Raw genomic sequence first — 17,264 nt, forward strand, 5'->3', positions numbered from 1 at the left:
TTTAACCATAATAATGAACTTGTGTGTATGATGAATACCGATTTTACAACAAAGACTGATTTTATCCCAGAGGCGATTACCGCCATTCGCACCGAACAGCGAGCGCTCGACTTACTCATTGATGAGCTTGATGAGCGATTTAATGAGGCGTGTCGCACGATTTTGGCGTGTGATCGCCGTGTGGTCATCACTGGTATGGGTAAGTCAGGGCATATCGGTCGCAAGATTGCCGCTACGCTTGCCTCGACAGGTACGCCTGCGTTTTTTGTGCATCCAGGGGAGGCAGGGCATGGCGATTTGGGTATGCTGGTCAAAGGCGATGTGCTGATTGCCATTTCTAATTCTGGCGAGTCTGATGAGATTCGTATGTTGATTCCTGTGGTGAAACAGCTTGGCATTCCGCTTATCAGTATCAGCCGTGATAAGCGTGGCTTTTTACCGCAAGCTGCTGATGTCGCTTTGACATTGGGCAAATCTGAAGAGGCGTGTCCGCTTGGGCTGGCGCCGACTTCTAGTACGACAGCGACGCTGGCTTTGGGCGATGCGTTGGCGGTGGCGTTATTGCACGCTCGTGGTTTTACCAGTGATGATTTTGCTTTGTCGCACCCAGCAGGGGCATTGGGGCGCAAACTTTTGACTCGTGTGCAAGATTTGATGCACGCAGATGATTTGCCCGTGGTCAAGCAAACCGCCAGTTTGCACGACACGCTACTGGTCATGACGAGTGGTCGCTTGGGGCTTGCGGTAGTGGTTGATGACCGTGATGGCGTGGTGGGTGTCTTTACCGATGGCGATTTACGCCGAAAACTTGCTGAGCGTGTGGATTTGAGTGTAAAAATTGGCGACATCATGACACAAACGCCTAAGCACACCACAGGCGAGGTGCGTGCATCGGACGCTTTGAGCATGATGAATGAATATGGTATCGGACAGCTTTTGGTGCTAGATGGTGGTAAATTGCAAGGCGTATTAAGCATTCATGATGTAGTACAAGCAGGCGTAAGCTAAGGATAAAACATGACAACAGTCGCAACCAAAGCCAGTAAAATCAAGCTCCTTGCCATGGATGTTGATGGTGTATTGTCCGATGGTAAAATCATCTATAATGCGGATGATGTGGAAACCAAGGCGTTTCATGTGCATGATGGCGTAGGCTTGGTCGCTTTAAAAGAGGCGGGCGTCGTGCTTGCCATCATCACAGGACGAAGTTCGCCCATGGTCGCTCGCCGTGCCAAAGAGCTTGGCATTCATCATGTCGTGCAGGGGCGAGAGGATAAATTTACCGCATTGTCGGCATTGGCAGGTGATCTGGGCTTATCATTGGATGAATGTGCTTATATGGGCGATGATTTGCCAGATTTAAAGGCGATTCGTGAGGCAGGGTTGGGCATAAGCGTGCCAAATGGTGCGGACATTGTCCAAAAAACTGCCGATGTCGTGACCACTAAGGCGGGTGGCTACGGTGCGGTCAGAGAGGCGTGCGAGCTGATTTTGCAAGCACAAGGTAAGTACGATGATTTTATTCGTAAATTTTTATGATGACTTTTTTAATCAAAAAGACCAGTATGACTGATAAAATGGCGATGAGCGCATGAATGCAAGAATTTTGAGCATACTTGGGGTGATGGCACTGATGGTGGCGGCTTGGTTTTTTTATCAAGAGGATGCCAGCATTGAGCCTGCGGTGCCTGCCAAACCTGAGGTGGCTTATGAAGTGACTGAAATCCAAGCGGTGCAGACCAACGAAGAGACGGGCGAGGTGGAATACACGCTGACCGCTGACTCTTTGGTACAAAATGCTGATGGCAAAGACGAAATGCTGGGGGCGGTATTAAACTGGCAACCACCAAGCGGCGAGGCATATACCATCACCGCCAAGCGTGCCACTTTGGAGCAAGCGACAGGAGACTTAAAGCTGTATGATGGCTTTGTATTGACCCGAGAGGCGACCGCTGATAAGCCTAAGCTTGTGTTTGAGGGTGGCACCCTTGTGGGAAATACCAAGTCTCGCAAGCTGTCGAGCGATGAGCCATTATTGGTGAAAAATGGCGAGGACAGCTTTCGTGCTCAGGCGATGACCGCAGATCTGAATGCCGGCGAATATGAGTTTAGTCAAATCGAAGTGCTGTATCATGCCGCCGAGCGTAAAGACGAGCCGCTGTTTTGATGCGTCATGAGAAGTGGGCAAACTGATGCTTGCAAATATTGTTAAATTTTAAGATTTATTCATTGTTTGGTTACTATCTATTTTAAAATTAATTGAGAAAATTATGCCAATTTCTACTTTTATCAAGCCTGCACTTGTCGCCGCCATCACGGTTTTGACTCTTACCATGACAAGTGCTAATGCGTTGCCCTCTGATGCCAATCAGCCAATCCGTCTGCTTGCTGATAGAGCAACTTATGTGGAGCGCACAGGGGTGACGACTTACTCGGGTAATGTCACCATCGAACAAGGCACGCTAAAAATCGCCGCCGACAACATCACGCTAAATCTGAGCAACGACCGAAAAATCACCAGTGCTGTCGCCACAGGTCGTCCTGCGACTTTTCAGCAAGTCATCACCCAAGAAAAAGGGCTTGCCAAAGGACAGGCGAATCGCATTGATTATAATGCTGTGACAGGCATCGTGACGCTGACGGGCAATGCCAAACTGACTCAGGCTGGCTCAAGCTTTGCAGGCAATACCATCCGTTATAGCCTAAAAGCAGGCGATGTGGAGGCAAATGCAGGCGGTGGTCAGCGAGTCGAGCTCATCTTTCCGCCCACTGGCAGCGGCTCGCATCAGGGTCTGCGTTGATGAGTTCTGTGGTTGAAAATTTGTAAGATTTTTAAGGAAAGCTATGTCAAATGTGGCATTAAAAATGCGTCATCTGGGCAAGCGCTATGGCGAACGCTGGGTGGTCAAAGATGTGTCCTTTGAAGTCTGGCAAGGTCAAGTTGTGGGCATTTTGGGACCAAATGGTGCGGGCAAGACGACCAGTTTTTATATGGTCATCGGTCTTGTGCCGATGGATCGAGGGCAGGTGCTGTTTGGTGATGCTGACATCTCCAAAAAATCCATGCACGAGCGAGCTGCTCAGGGCATAGGCTATCTGCCCCAAGAGGCGTCCATTTTTAGAAAGCTCACCATCGAGCAGAACATCTTATCAATCTTGCAAATGCGCAAGGATTTGGATAAGACTGCTCAATTACAAGAGCTTGAAAAACTCATGGCGGAATTTCACTTAGAGCATGTGCGTCATTCTTTGGGCATGAGTGTCTCAGGGGGTGAACGCCGCCGCTGCGAAATCGCCCGTGCTCTGGCAAGCGATCCGAAATTTATCTTGCTTGATGAACCCTTCGCTGGTGTCGATCCCATCTCGGTGGGCGACATTAAAGATGTCATCAGCGCTTTAAAAGAGCGCGGCATCGGTGTGCTCATCACCGACCACAATGTGCGAGAGACACTATCCATCTGCGAAAAAGCCTACATCGTCTCTGAGGGTGCCATCATCGCTGAGGGGTCGCCAGAGGACATTTTGGCGAATGAATTGGTGCAAAAAGTCTATCTGGGCAAGGACTTTTCGGTTTAGGCGTATTTTTTTAAGTCATTGAATTTTTAAGAAAGTGTAGGGTTGAGTGAAACGAAAATCCAGCTTTTGTAGGTTGGGCTCTGCTTGCGAAAACCCAACAAATTCAACGGCTTACACAAAAAATTTTGGGTTACGCCAAGCTTTCCTAACCCACAAAAGTTGTCTTACTTTATCGGCTCGCTTGATGTACTCCAATCTTTAATCTAAAACAATCAACATGGCAAAAAAATCATCTTCTTATGTCTGCCAGTCCTGTGGGGCAAATTTTGGCAAATGGTCTGGACAATGTGCCGACTGTGGTGAGTGGAATTCCTTGGTGGAGGCGCCTGATGTCGCCATGCCACACCACAAAGCCGCCAAAAAAACCGCCGCCACCGCCAAGACTGCCAACTATGCAGGGGCAACTTCTGGGGTCATGAACCTTGATGAAGTGGGGGTGACGCTAGAGACCCGTATGCCGACGGGCATTGGCGAATTTGACCGTGTGCTGGGCGGTGGTCTGGTGGCAGGCTCGGTGGTGCTGATCGGTGGCGACCCTGGCATTGGCAAATCCACCATTTTATTACAAACCGCCACCAACATGGCAAGCAGTGATTCGCTGGCAGGTTCGGCGCTGTATATCACGGGCGAAGAAAGCTTATCGCAAGTCGCCATGCGTGCTAAAAGATTGGGGTTGCCTACCGACCGCCTAAGGGTGCTTGCCGAGACCAATGTGGATACCATTTGTTTGGCGCTTTCTACAGAACAGCCTGCGGTGGTGGTCATTGACTCCATTCAGACTCTATTTACCGACATGATTCAGTCCGCCCCTGGTGGTGTGGCTCAGATTCGTGAGTCGGCGGCGATTTTGACTCGCTATGCCAAGCAGACAGGGACGGCGTTGTTTTTGGTGGGTCATGTCACCAAAGAAGGGGCGTTGGCAGGTCCTAGGGTGCTTGAGCATATGGTAGATACGGTGCTGTATTTTGAAGGGGAGTCGGACAGTCGCTTTCGCATGATTCGTGCCGTCAAAAATCGTTTTGGGGCGGTCAATGAACTGGGTATTTTTGGCATGACCGATACAGGTCTAAAAGAAGTTGCCAACCCTTCGGCGATATTTTTAAGTCGTTATGAAAGACCGATTGCAGGTTCTGTGGTGATGGTCAGCCGTGAAGGTACTCGCCCGCTACTGGTGGAAGTGCAGGCGTTGGTTGATGATGCACACGCTCAGCCCAGACGCATGGCGTTGGGGCTTGATTATCAGCGTCTGTCCATGCTGCTTGCGGTCATGCACCGTCATGGCGGTATTTACACCAGTGGGCAAGATGTGTATGTCAATGTGGTGGGCGGCGTTAAAGTCATGGAGACTGGCTCGGATTTGGCGGTATTGCTTGCCTGTGCGTCCAGCTTAAGGGAAAAGGCATTACCGCCACGCCTTGCGGTATTTGGCGAAGTGGGTTTGTCTGGCGAGATTCGCCCTGTGCCAAACGGACAAGAACGCCTGCGTGAAGCGATGAAACATGGTTTTACGCACGCCATCATTCCCAAGGCCAATGCCCCAAAAGCCGACAGCGAGCAGTTTTCTGGCATTCAAGTCATTGCGGTGGATCGGCTAGATGATGCCATCAGTCGTGCTTTTGATTTGGTATGAATCAATCCCAATAAAAAAAGACAATCTGCTATGGATTGTCTTTTTTATTGGGATTTATTTTGGGTAATTTATTTTGGGTAGTTTTGCGATGGGTTTACAATCTTTTTAAGGACCATCAACTCGTTCAATGATGACATTGCCTGTACCACGCTGAGTCAGCCCGATGGCTTTGGCGGCACCATAAGACAGGTCAAGCACTCGGTCGCCTTGGAAAGGACCACGGTCATTGACACGCACCACGACAGATTTGCCGTTGTCTTTGTTGGTCACACGAATGTAGCAGTTTAGGGGTAGTGAGCGATGAGCGGCGGTCAAGGCGTTCATGTCAAAAGTCTCGCCATTGGCGGTTTTTTTGCCGTGGAATTGCCGACCGTACCAAGACGCCAGACCAGTTTGTTTGAATCGGTTCACCGTATTAGATGCTACGGCGGTCAGCTTTTCAAGCACAGGTTCGTCTTTTTTGGTAGATGAGCCAGACTGCGCCAAAAGCGGACTGCTTAGGCTCAGTGATGTTGGCTGGCGAGTCGATTTGACAAGGCTTGATGCACCACTGTGCTGGCGTGTCAGTTCGCTCAGTACTCTGTCGATGTTCGTGCCTGCTTGATCGGCAGCCATCGCTGGCAGTGCTTGCGCCGTACCAACAGCGATGCTGGCGCCAAGTAAGTACTTTGTGATGTATTTCATAACAACCTCTTTTGGGTGATTGATGCACAAAACCCAACAAACCGCTGATGGGGTAAAAATGCACATCAAGCCCTAAATTGACAGCGCAAAAAAGCCATCACATGGGCAACTATATTTTGATGTTTTGCCATAAAAGCAAATCCATACAAACAACATGGGGATAAATCGCCAAAAATTCAAGCTTTTGGCAAAATATCTAAATCAATGGATGCAAGTGTTTTAACCAAATGTGTTGTGCAATTTGGCTAATGGATTGATTAAATAACAAATCGTCCGTCTTTGTACGCATAAAAAGCTTAAAAGCGGTGCTTGTCTTTATTTATATGGTAGCACGATTAAAATAAATTACAAGTATATTAAATCCATAAAAATCATGCACTTAGAAGAATATTTGCTTGCTTGTGTTCATCATAAGCGGTGATTTTTTGGAATAAAATCCCGCATCTTTTGCTGATTTGATAAATCTTCATTGATGCTGATGCTTGGTAAGTATGTGCTAGGGGCAGCTGTTTTAAGCTGGTGATTTTTTAGTTTATCTTAATAAAAATGGTGGATTTATCTTACTAATTAATAAAATCCGCTTGCGACTAGGTGGTCTTTTGGGTGTGGGTATGGACGCAGGTGAGCAAGCCAAAGCCCGCCATCAGTGTGATGATTGCCGTGCCGCCATAGCTGATGAAGGGGAGGGGAACGCCAACCACTGGCAAAATGCCGCCGACCATGCCGACATTGACAAACATATATACAAAAAAAGACATCGACAGCGAGCCTGCAAGCAGTCGGCAGTATGGGTCAGGATTGACAAGGGCGATATATAGCGACCGAGCCAGCAGGCAAAGATAAAATAGCATCAGCAAGGACACGCCCGCCAAACCAAACTCTTCGCTGAATGCAGCAATGATGAAGTCGGTGTGACCTTCGGGTAGAAAATGCAAGTGAGACTGTGTGCCTTCAAGGTAGCCTTTGCCAGTCATACCGCCTGAGCCGATGGCGATCTTGGACTGAGTGATGTTCCACCCTGAGCCAAGCATGTCTGCCTCAGGGTTTAGCAGGGTCATGACTCGGGTTTTTTGGTAATCGTGCATGACAAATTGCCACATAAAAGCCACCAATGGCACGCTAAAAAGCACCGCCGAGCCAATCATCCACCACGGCAAGCCCGCCAAAAACAGCACAAAAATCCCACTTGATGCCACCAAAAGCGAAGTGCCTAAGTCTGGCTCTTTGGCGATGAGCGCCACCGGCAAAAGAATGATGCCAAGCGTGATGGCGACCGTCTTGATGCTCGGCGGCGACTCCCGACCAGACAGAAACCACGCGCACATCATCGGCATGCCAAGTTTCATAAACTCTGACGGCTGTACGCTACCAAAGCCGGGAATGCGAATCCAGCGCTGCGCCCCCATCCGCACCTCGCCAATCAGCTCCACCAAGATGAGCAAAAACACGCCCAAAGCATAAAAAATCGGCGTCAAAGTACGATAAAAACTTGGTGGAATCTGTGCCATGACGATCATCACGGTGAAGGCAATGCCAAAGCTTACCATCTGCCGCATGACCATCGCCATGTCTTGTGTTGATGCGCTGTATAGAACGGTCAGCCCGATAAAACAAATCGCCAAAAGCAGCATCGTCAGCCACGGATCGATGTGCAGACGCTGCCAAAGCGTCGGTTCAAGGTCTCGTCTTAGATGATGGCTTTGGCGTGAAAATCGATATTGCTGACTGGTCATGACATCGCTTGCTTGATTTAGAATTGGGGCGAAAGACGGATTAAAAAACTTGATAGTTTAACCGATATTGGTGAAATTTGATAGTGCTTTGTGCATTTTTATACGGTTTTTGCGTCTCTGTCTGGTGTGGCTGTTCTTGGCTTGGTCGAGCTTTGGCAGTTGCTGCTGAGGCAAATCTGCCGATGGATGACTTTGATGGTCATTGATGGTCAAAATTGATAAAATATTAAAAATACCCTACAATAATGGCGATGATTCATCGTATTTTATCCAAAAAATCTTTGCTCTTAAAATCTGGAATGACCATGACAGCACCTCAAAACAATGCTTTTTGCAAACTGCCTCATAAAAACACAGCTTGGCACTCATCAAGGCTGAATCGATATGGCGGTCTTATTAGGGTGTCTGTCATGGCATCTGCGGCTGTATGGCTGGCGGCGTGCGCCTCCACAGCTGTACCACCAAGCTCAAACAAGCCCCAGACTCAAACGACCACAAGCAAGCCTGAGCGCCAAAACCCCGCGCGCCAAACAGCAGCACCCAAGCAGGTGAATGTCTATCATGGAGATCATCACGACCACGACCACGCAAGCTTGCATACGATGGGTGCGGATGTCGGAACTCGGGCGCATTTTACCGCTTGGCTTTCGGCACGCCCGCATCAGGCGGCAGAAGTGGCAGGCTATGAGCGTTATTTGACAAGTCGAGTGGGTACAGGCAAAGTGCCGCCCATGCATGAGCTTTTGACGACGGCACGCTCATGGCAAGCGTGCGGACATGAGCCTTATGAAGTGCCGCCCAGAGCGCTCTGGGATGCGATGATTCCTACCATCATGCTATTCAATGATTTAAAAGCTCGTGGCGTGCTGCCAGCAGGCACACACATTCGTTCGGTGTATCGCAGCCCTGAACTCAATCGCTGTGCAGGCGGTGCGGTAAGTAGCAAGCACATGACCAATGGTGCGATGGACATCTGGGTGCCAAGCATCGACATGGGCAGTCATGAGATGTTTAATTTGCAAAATCGGCTGTGCGAATACTGGCTGTATGAAGGCAGGGGGCGTGACTTTGGTCTTGGGCTTTATGCCACAGGTGCAATCCATTTGGACACACAAGGCTACCGCAAATGGGGTGCGCAATTTTCCGAAAGTCACTCCATCTGCCGCATTTCACCGCCAAAGCAGGAAAATCTGTGATGACTCATACGGTCAACTTCATTCAGCAGGTTAATATTTTACAAGGGCTTGGCGTGACACATTGGGTGCAAAAAAGCACACCAACCATCATGCTCAATCATCGCACCGACCGCTTTGCTGACTTTGATGTCGATGGCGCGGACATTAAGGTGTCAGACGCCATGCCAGATACTGCCGATGCGACAAGACTTGTAAAGTCTGATTTGAATGACGCCAGCCCAAGCGACGAGAGAGGCGCTGATGGGCAAACGCAGCCGTCAAAGATGGTGGGTGAGGGCAAGGCCGACAGTGATGATGCCCAAAAAGCGTTCAATGCCAATGAATTTCATGTGCAGCCTGAGCGTGGTCTTGGGGGTGATGCTGATAGCTTTGATGTCAATGCTGACATAAGGTACGAGCTTGAAGGCGTGCGAGCGGGTGAGTGGATACTCGTGGCGGATGTGGCGCAGATGAACACGAACGAGCAGTCGATTTGGCTGTCGTTAAAGTCGGCGTTGGTGACTTGGGCAGATCAGCATGGGCGACCTTGTGGCGAGCACCGCCTGAGCTATCCGATGAGTGATGAGCTGCCAGGCTCGCCTGATCTTGCACAAAAATGCTTAGATGGCTTTGTCGTGTATTTGCAGATGCTTGATGCATTTACCCAAAAAGTAGCATTTTTGAATGATGTGCCAGACGGAGTGGACTATTTTGGAGAAGTGGTCGATTTGCCAAGTTTAAAGCAGATGGCTCATGATGTTACATTTAAGAAAGTACTTTGGCAACAGGTGGCGGTGGCTTGAATGCACCTTGAATGTGACAAAATCAATCATCGTGCATGACATGCGCTTTATATCATGACGATGTTTGGTTTTTGATGTTTATTGTGACATTCGTGCCAAATCAAATGGCGGGCATGAGTCACCCGACTAAGCTGACCCCTGCGCCAGACAGTTTGCTTGCACCATTGGCGCCTTTATGCACGATGATTTGCGTGCCGATGCGCTCTTTGAGACTGGCGACATGAGAGATGATGCCGATCATCCTACCTTCTTCTTGCAGGGCATCTAGCGTGGCAAGTGCGATGTCGAGAATCTCCTCATCGAGCGTGCCAAACCCTTCATCCAAAAATAACGAGTCAATGCGAATGTTTTCGCTGCTCATCATCGACAAACCCAGCGCCAAAGATAGGCTGATGATAAAGCTTTCACCGCCAGACAGATTTTTGGTGCTGCGCTCCTCGCTGCCTTGCTGTGTGTCTATGATATTGATTTCTAAGAGTTTATTGTCATCGCTGGCATGGCATAAAATATAGCGTTCGCTCATGCGTGCCAGCACTTGATTGGCATAAAACAGCATGGCTTCTAGCGTCAAACCCTGCACAAAATTGCGGTACTTTTTGCCCTCTTTTGAGCCGATGAGTTCATTTAGCTTAGCCCAGACTTCGATGTCTTTGGTTTTTTGTTGAATCTGAGCGCGCAATGCGGCTTGTTTGCTGCGTTCTTGGGCGGCGTGGTCTAGGATTTGTTGGTTTTTACCTAAGTTTTGTAGAAGGTTTCGCTGAGAGTGTTGTAAGGCGTTTCTTTGGGCTGTCAGATCATCGGCATTTAGCTTGGCGGTGGATGGCATCAGTGCTGCCAGCAGTTCTTGCTCTTGCTCCAGATTTTCTTTGGTTTTGCTGATGGCGTATTGTAGCGTTTGCGATTGTTCTTGTAGGCGCTGTCTGTCCTCATCGCTTAGGCGCGCCGCCAAAAATTGTGCCTCATCAAGAAAGCCTTTTGCCAATAAAGCGCCGCCAAAATCCTGCCAAGACTCATCAAAACTTGTGCGTAATTTGTCCAGCTGACGACTCGTCTCCGACAGCCTGTCGCCAAGTGAAGTGAGTGCACTTTGATGCAAAGTGTGCGCCTCTGTACTTTGAGTCAGTAAATTAGTGGCAAGTTTGATGCGCTGTTTTAGAGCGCTTTCTTCATCATCGACGATTTTTTGACCAAATAAATCTTGTCTTTGACTTTGTAGCTTGTGCGTCTTTTGCAAGATGTCGTCAAGCTTTTGTGCGGTGCTGTCTTGTAGCTGCGACAAGCGCTCTTGGTCTTTTTGATGATTGCTAAGATGAATGGCGATGTTATCCAAAGTGCGTTCAAGCGCTTGTCTGGTATGATGTGCCTGTTGAGATGCTTGATGAATCACACTTAATTTATTAATATTGTCTAAAATATCTTTATAAAAATCGTCATACGGTATTGACGCATTTTCGCTTTGCACTGGCAAAGTGATTCCATGTTTGTGTAGGGTGGTGGTGAGTCTGGCAATGCTGTCTTTGATGGCATCGCTCAGCTCGGCAGACTCTGTGCAAATTTTGGAGAAATCTTGCTCCACAAAACCAAGCTGATCTCTTATTGAGCTGCCTTCATGCTGGATGTTGAGAAGCTGATCTTCATATTGCTTAATGTCTTGAAGGCTTCTTTGTAGCTTGGGTGCGAGCGCTTGATGGTGGCTTAATGCTTGATTGAGCGCATCAATTTTGTCTTTGCAGGCGGTGAGCATCTCAATAAGATGGCTGTCGTCTTTTTCATCAAGGCTGATGTCATCAAGGCTTGTGATGCCATGAGCTTGGGCATGGTTTTTGATTTCATGGATTTTTTGATTCAGTGTGCTTTGCTGTGTGCGTAGCTGCTGTAATTTTTCATTAAGATTTTCTAAATTATTTTTGGAGATAATTTGCTTTGCATTGGCGTCGCTTAGCTCGTCAGTCAGCTGAGTGATTTTTGCCTTGGTGTGTAATATGGCATCATCAGTGCTGTCCTCAGACTTTTGCTGTGGCATGAGTTTATTGGGGTGTTCAAGGGAGCCGCACAGCGGGCAGGGCTTGCCGTCTTGTAGATGCGACAGCTGCTTTTGCAGGGCTTTTATTTCAAGTTGTAAGGTTTTATTTTCCTCCAAGCTTGAAAGTGTGGTGTGCTCGTGGCTTAGAGTTTGGTTTAGCGTGTCGATGTGCGTGCGGTATTTGCCAAGCTGCTTGGTTTCATGATGGATGTCGGCGCTTGTGGTCTGCACCGCTTGATGCACTGTGTGTAGCTCTTGCAAGGTGTTTTTGAGCTGATTTTGCGTGTGCAGCTCTTGGCTTGTGCGCATGCCTTGCTCGCTTAGGTGGTGCTCATCAAGCTGTGAGATGGACAGCGCTAGACAGTAGTTGTTTTTGAGTGTCTGGTGCGTATTTTGATGCTTGGTCAAGGCATTGTTCAGCTGTTTGTATTCATCGCGCTTTTGCGTCAGCTTTGTTTGTAAGTCGTCCAAATGTCGCTTGGTGTTAGCCATGCTGATGTCAAGGCGTTTGGCATGGCTGATTTGCCGTGCAAGCTCGCTAAGGTGCGCATTTAAAAACCCCAGATCTTGCCCAAGGTCATCGCTGGTATGGCGGATGGATTGCAGCTCTTGAAGTTTGTTTTGGGTGTCGCATTGCTTGGCAAGGCTTTGCTTGATGGCGTGGTTGAGCGCATCCATTTGCGCAAGCTGCTGATCGTGCATGTCTTTGAGCTGCCGATGTTCGCCATTTAGAGCAAACAGTGTCTCGTCCAGTCGGCGCACTTGACGAAAAATCTCGGCATGATCCGCCTCATCTTTTTGTGCCAAAAGCAATGCATCACGGGCTTGGTTTTTTTGATGAAGGCTTTCATCGCTGTCTTTTTGGCGGCGTTCAAGCTCGCTTTTTAGTGTGTTTTGAGTCAGGTAAAGTTGGTTTTGCTGGTTTTTGAGCTGCTGAATGTGCGCATACTGGCTTTGTAGCTCATGGGCTTTGTTGGCGTTTTCTAGGGTGGTGAGACTGGGGCGAAAATCATCAAAGGCGGCTTGATGCATCAAGAGTTGTGCGCTAAGATTGCTGATTTTTTGTTCGTGATGGGATTTTTGTTCAAGCTGTTTTAGCGCAGTTTCAAGGCGTTCAATACTGTCTTCTTGCTGGTCTAGTGCAGCCTTATCATCAGCGATGGCAGCAGACAGGGCGGCAAATTCCTCATCGCTCATGACGGCGTGATCTGTCAGCTTGTCCTGCAAGGCAGTCAGCTCCAAGCGTTTGGCTTTCTCGGTTTCAAAGGCTTTGGCGCTGATTTGGGCGTAGATTTCTGTGCCGGTGATTTGCTCTAAGATCTCGCCTTTCTCGCCAGCATCCGCCTTCAAAAAAGCCGCAAAATTGCCTTGTGCCAGCAGCACCGAACGGGTGAATTGCTCAAAATTCATGCGCATGATTTCCACCGCTTTTTTGTCACATAGGCTTGGCTTGGTCTCTAAGATTTTGCCGTCATCATCGCCTGGATGCTTGATAAGGCTGATCTCTCGGCGGATGGCTTGCAGCTTGCCATCTGTCTTGCCGCCAGCTCGCCGCTGCTGCCAGTTGAAGCGATAGCATTCGCCGCCCATGCTGAGCTCAACTTGTGCCATGCATTCGCTTGTGCCAAGGCTCATCAGCTCATTGTGCGTGGCGCTGATCTGCTTGATGCGTGGTGTTTGCCCATAGATGGCAAGGCAAATGGCGTCCAAAATGGTGGTTTTGCCCGCCCCAGTCTGCCCGATGATGGTAAAAATGCCGTCACGCTCATAGGCATCGTCCGTAAAATCAATGTGCCAGCTGCCTTTTAGGGAGTTGAGATTGGTGAATGTCAGGCTTAAAATTTTCATGGTCTTAATGGGCTTAATGTGTTAAGTAGGCTTATTGTGCCTGAGAGTCGCTGCTGTGAATGTCGGCAATGAGTGACTGATAAGCGTGTTTTAGGGTTGGTCGGTCGTCATCGCTGATGTCTTGTTTGTCAAGTAATTGCTCAAACACCTCCATCTCATCAAGCTGTTTTAGGCTTAAAGACTTAGGCTGTGTGCTGAGCGTTTTTTGGTAAAGCGTGCGATTTTTGATGCTCAGTGGCACGACCTTCGTTGAGTCGGTGAGCGCGCGAATCTCACTGGCAAGATTTGGAAGAAGGTCTTGCCCTGTATAGATGATTTCCGCCCAAATGCTGGTGTTTTGGCTGATTAGGTCGGTCAGCTGAGTGTTGATTTGCTCCCAGTCACCGCTGATTTGCACAAGCTGCTGAAAAACTGGCACGCTAAGTGGGTGAACGGTAGGGCGTGTGTCATCAAAATCGACGAGCAAAACTTGCTTGGGTTTGCCTGCCTCACCAAAGCCCATGGCAATCGGCGAACCGCAGTAGCGAATGTGCTCGCAATTTGCCACCTTCTGTGGGGCATGAATGTGTCCAAGCGCCACATAATCTATGCCATCATCAAAAATCCCCGAAGGAATCTGCCCCAGCGTGCCGACATAAAGCTCACGCATGCCATCATCCTTAGATGAAATGTGCGAGCCTGCGACAAACAGATGACCTGTGGCGATGATGGGAACCTTTTTATTAAATTTATCTAAAATGTCTTTTTGTAAATCTTTGGCGTGCTGACTGAGCGTGTCATAATGCTTGGCAATGCCCATGAAGGTGTCTTGCTCTTTGTTTTTGATGTCATCAAAGCTGGTACTGTCTCGCACATCTTTGTCTCGCAAATAAGGCACGGCAAGGACGATGACCTCAGGCTCATCATGATGATATAAAAGCAACAATTCATCGTCAATATCGGAGCTTGCCGTACCGATGACCTTGATGTCTAGGGCATTTAAGATGGATTTTGGTGCATCAAGAAAAGTAGGGCTGTCGTGATTGCCAGCAGTGATGATGACATGACGGCAGCCGCTTTTGGCGACCTGTCCCAAAAAGCGATAATACAGCTCTTGGGCTTTGTTGCTGGGCGTCATGGTGTCAAAGACATCGCCTGCCACGATGAGCATATCCACGGTGTGTTCATCGATGGCATTGATTAGCCAATCTAAAAAATTAGCAAATTCATGATAGCGCTGCTGATTATACAGTCGCTTGCCAAGATGCCAGTCAGAAGTGTGCAGTATTCGCAGAGTTTGTGCGTTTTTAGTGGGAATGGTGCTGATTTTTGTCATGGTTTTAAAAAAACCGCACAAAGGCGGTTTTGAAAAAAGATTTTTATGATTATAGCAGATTTTGGGGAAATTATACCACCGTTTTGACGGTTTTTGCTTTATCTAGGGCGGTATAAAGGCGGTTCACTTCATCGGCAGAAGTCAGGTATAATCTGGCTCTTAGGGCGTGAAATTTGCCTGTTCTTGACGGCTTGATTTGAATGCTGGCTGCATCAAATTCTGGGAAAATCTCCGCCAAAATCAGCGTCACTTCATGCAATAGGCTGTCGTGTTCGCCTTCGTGTCCGATGATGCTGATGGGATAATCCATCGGAAAATTCCAAAGCTCAGGGTTTTGGATTTCGGTGCGTTTTGCTCCCACTGCGGTGGGTTTTCGGTTTAGGTCGGTGAGTTTCATGATGTGCCTTTTTTTGATTTATGATGCTGGATAAATGGGGCGGGCTTGATAAATTTCAAGGCGTTTTGCTAAGATTGCTTTTATGAAGATAATAAAATAACCACACAAGGTGGCTATTTTATTTGTTATTTAATTGTCATTTTTAAAATAACAGCGTATCAGTCATTTTCCAAGAATGAACGCAAATGCTCAGAGCGAGAAGGGTGGCGAAGTTTACGCAATGCTTTTGCCTCGATCTGACGGATGCGCTCACGAGTCACATCAAATTGCTTGCCGACTTCTTCAAGCGTGTGATCAGACGCCATGTCAATGCCAAAACGCATTTTTAGAACTTTCGCCTCTCGCTCGGTCAGATTGTCAAGCACTTCACGAGTCGCCTCACGCAAGCCTTCGGCGGTGGCGCTGTCCACAGGGCTTGAGATGGTGCTGTCTTCAATAAAATCACCCAAGTGGCTGTCTTCATCATCGCCAATAGGGGTTTCCATAGAGATGGGTTCTTTGGCAATTTTTAGCACTTTGCGCACCTTTGCCTCGTCCATGTCTAGGCGTTCGCCCAGCTCTTCTGGCGTCGGCTCTCGTCCCATTTCTTGCAAAAGCTGACGGCTGACACGGTTGATTTTGTTAATCGTTTCAATCATATGCACAGGGATGCGAATCGTGCGCGCTTGGTCGGCAATGGAGCGAGTGATGGCTTGGCGAATCCACCAAGTCGCATAAGTTGAGAACTTATAACCACGGCGGTATTCAAACTTATCCACCGCTTTCATCAGACCAATGTTGCCTTCTTGGATCAGGTCAAGGAATTGCAAGCCACGGTTGGTGTATTTTTTGGCAATAGAAATCACCAGACGCAAGTTCGCCTCCACCATGTCTTTTTTGGCACGGCGAGCTTTGGCTTCGCCGATCGCCATTTGGCGAGCGACCGCCTTCATGTTTTTGACATCCATTTGTAGCTCGTTTTCGTGAGCTAGGATTTTTTCTTGCAGTTCAATGACTTCTGGTAAGACTTTTTCGAGCGTTTCGGCAAAGGCAGGCTTGCCCTCGATGCGCAGACGCAGCCAGTCTAGGTTGGTTTCGTTGCTTGGGAAAGTCTTTTTAAATTCGTCCACTGGCATTTTGCCACGACGCACGACCAATTTCATGATCTTGCGTTCGCTGTTTCGCACATCTTCATAGACCTCACGCATGAGTGCCATGACTTGATCGGACAGGCGGTTGTTGAGCTTGATGAGCATAAAACGAGATGCCAGCTCGTCATAAGCGGCTTTGGCTTTCTCGCTGCCACGACCATGCTTTTCTAGGGCTTTTTGAGATTTGGCAAATAAAGTCTGAATCTCTTCAAAACGAACACGCACCTCTTCTGGGTCAAGGTTGCTGTCGTCATCGCCACCAGCTGCATCCATGTCCTCATCGTCTTCGTCGCCATCATCGATGTCTCTTTCTTCTTGAATGCTACCAAGCTCGACTTCGGCGTCTTCTTTGAGCTCAAATTCTTCATCTTCAAGATTTAAAAAACCAGAGACGATGTCAGAGATTTTTTTCTCGCCAGTCTCGACCAAAGCGTATTCATCAAGCACAAATTTCACCGTACCTGGCCAGTACGCCATGATGTACTGCACCTCACGAGTGCCTTCCTCGATGCGCTTGGCGATGGCAATTTCGCCATCACGAGACAAAAGATCCACCGTGCCCATCTCACGCATGTACATACGCACAGGGTCTGTGGTGCGTCCCGGCTCGGTCTCAACGCTTGCAAGCACCGCCGCCGCCTCGTCTGCCGCCATGTCGTCTTCGCTGCCTGAGCTGCCCAAAATGATGTCGTCTTCATCGGGGGCGACCTCATAAATTGGAATGCCGACATCGGTCAGCATCTGCACGATGTCTTCGATCTGATCGCTTTCGGTGACGGAGTCTGGCAGCTGATCATTGACTTCGGCATAAGTCAAGTAGCCTTGTTCCTTGCCCAGCTGAATGAGTGCTGCTAATTGAGAATTGGAATGTTGTTCGCTCATGGATGCTCGCTTTTTATTATCAATTCTGGGATAAAATGGTGCATAGTATAGCACAGATGTTGGCTATG

General features: G+C 48.5%; 15 protein-coding genes. 9 read left to right on the forward strand and 6 right to left on the reverse strand.

Annotated elements, in window-relative coordinates; translation table 11 throughout:
• Positions 1–27 precede the first annotated feature (27 nt).
• The 6 genes from LU290_RS04160 to radA all read left to right on the forward strand — a co-directional run bounded on the left by LU290_RS04160 (position 28) and on the right by radA (position 5,206).
• On the forward strand, positions 28–1,008 hold the full coding sequence (locus LU290_RS04160) for a KpsF/GutQ family sugar-phosphate isomerase (protein ID WP_277809289.1): 981 nt from the start codon (positions 28–30) through the stop codon (positions 1,006–1,008).
• Between the two features lie 9 nt (positions 1,009–1,017).
• Positions 1,018–1,539 (forward strand): KdsC family phosphatase, encoded by a 522-nt coding sequence (locus LU290_RS04165; protein WP_277809290.1) that lies wholly within the window; start codon positions 1,018–1,020, stop codon positions 1,537–1,539.
• A 52-nt stretch (positions 1,540–1,591) separates the two neighbouring features.
• Entirely contained in the window at positions 1,592–2,167 is a 576-nt protein-coding gene (gene lptC / locus LU290_RS04170) for an LPS export ABC transporter periplasmic protein LptC (RefSeq protein WP_277809291.1), read from the forward strand.
• Positions 2,168–2,333: 166 nt separating this feature from the next.
• Positions 2,334–2,801, forward strand: a complete 468-nt coding sequence (gene lptA, locus LU290_RS04175; RefSeq protein WP_277809553.1) for a lipopolysaccharide transport periplasmic protein LptA — start codon at positions 2,334–2,336, stop codon at positions 2,799–2,801.
• Positions 2,802–2,844: 43 nt separating this feature from the next.
• Positions 2,845–3,576 carry an LPS export ABC transporter ATP-binding protein gene (gene lptB, locus LU290_RS04180; RefSeq protein WP_277809292.1) on the forward strand — a complete coding sequence of 244 codons (732 nt, stop codon included), beginning with the start codon at positions 2,845–2,847 and terminating at the stop codon, positions 3,574–3,576.
• A 217-nt stretch (positions 3,577–3,793) separates the two neighbouring features.
• Positions 3,794–5,206, forward strand: coding sequence for a DNA repair protein RadA (gene radA, locus LU290_RS04185; RefSeq protein ID WP_277809293.1), 1,413 nt, complete (start codon positions 3,794–3,796; stop codon positions 5,204–5,206).
• Positions 5,207–5,311: 105 nt separating this feature from the next.
• Here the strand turns inward: radA and LU290_RS04190 are convergent, their stop codons facing one another.
• Positions 5,312–5,890, reverse strand: a complete 579-nt coding sequence (locus LU290_RS04190) for a septal ring lytic transglycosylase RlpA family protein (RefSeq protein WP_277809294.1) — start codon at positions 5,888–5,890, stop codon at positions 5,312–5,314.
• Positions 5,891–6,477: 587 nt separating this feature from the next.
• Positions 6,478–7,623: a rod shape-determining protein RodA gene (rodA, locus tag LU290_RS04195; RefSeq protein WP_277809295.1), complete on the reverse strand. Its 1,146-nt coding sequence runs from the start codon at positions 7,621–7,623 to the stop codon at positions 6,478–6,480.
• A gap of 77 nt (positions 7,624–7,700) precedes the next feature.
• Between rodA and LU290_RS04200 the strand changes: the two genes are divergently transcribed.
• The 3 genes from LU290_RS04200 (at position 7,701) to LU290_RS04210 (ending at position 9,601) form a co-directional block, all read left to right on the forward strand.
• Positions 7,701–7,829: a hypothetical protein gene (locus LU290_RS04200; RefSeq protein WP_277809296.1), complete on the forward strand. Its 129-nt coding sequence runs from the start codon at positions 7,701–7,703 to the stop codon at positions 7,827–7,829.
• A gap of 204 nt (positions 7,830–8,033) precedes the next feature.
• Positions 8,034–8,819 (forward strand): D-Ala-D-Ala carboxypeptidase family metallohydrolase, encoded by a 786-nt coding sequence (locus LU290_RS04205; RefSeq protein WP_277809297.1) that lies wholly within the window; start codon positions 8,034–8,036, stop codon positions 8,817–8,819.
• Complete coding sequence (locus tag LU290_RS04210; protein ID WP_277809298.1) at positions 8,819–9,601, forward strand: hypothetical protein; 783 nt, start codon at positions 8,819–8,821, stop codon at positions 9,599–9,601. Before LU290_RS04205 ends, LU290_RS04210 begins: the two co-directional genes overlap by 1 nt.
• Positions 9,602–9,719: 118 nt before the next feature.
• On the opposite strand, the gene LU290_RS04215 is transcribed toward LU290_RS04210, so the two are convergent.
• The 4 genes from LU290_RS04215 to rpoD form a co-directional block, all read right to left on the reverse strand.
• Positions 9,720–13,472: an SbcC/MukB-like Walker B domain-containing protein gene (locus LU290_RS04215; protein WP_277809299.1), complete on the reverse strand. Its 3,753-nt coding sequence runs from the start codon at positions 13,470–13,472 to the stop codon at positions 9,720–9,722.
• A 31-nt stretch (positions 13,473–13,503) separates the two neighbouring features.
• Positions 13,504–14,787 carry an exonuclease SbcCD subunit D C-terminal domain-containing protein gene (locus tag LU290_RS04220; RefSeq protein ID WP_277809300.1) on the reverse strand — a complete coding sequence of 428 codons (1,284 nt, stop codon included), beginning with the start codon at positions 14,785–14,787 and terminating at the stop codon, positions 13,504–13,506.
• 70 nt (positions 14,788–14,857) lie between these two features.
• Positions 14,858–15,184, reverse strand: a complete 327-nt coding sequence (locus LU290_RS04225) for a YbeD family protein (RefSeq protein ID WP_277809301.1) — start codon at positions 15,182–15,184, stop codon at positions 14,858–14,860.
• A 158-nt stretch (positions 15,185–15,342) separates the two neighbouring features.
• Positions 15,343–17,196 carry an RNA polymerase sigma factor RpoD gene (gene rpoD, locus LU290_RS04230; protein WP_370688543.1) on the reverse strand — a complete coding sequence of 618 codons (1,854 nt, stop codon included), beginning with the start codon at positions 17,194–17,196 and terminating at the stop codon, positions 15,343–15,345.
• Positions 17,197–17,264 lie beyond the last annotated feature (68 nt).

It is taken from the genome of Moraxella nasibovis (assembly GCF_029581575.1).
Taxonomy (GTDB): domain Bacteria; phylum Pseudomonadota; class Gammaproteobacteria; order Pseudomonadales; family Moraxellaceae; genus Moraxella; species Moraxella nasibovis.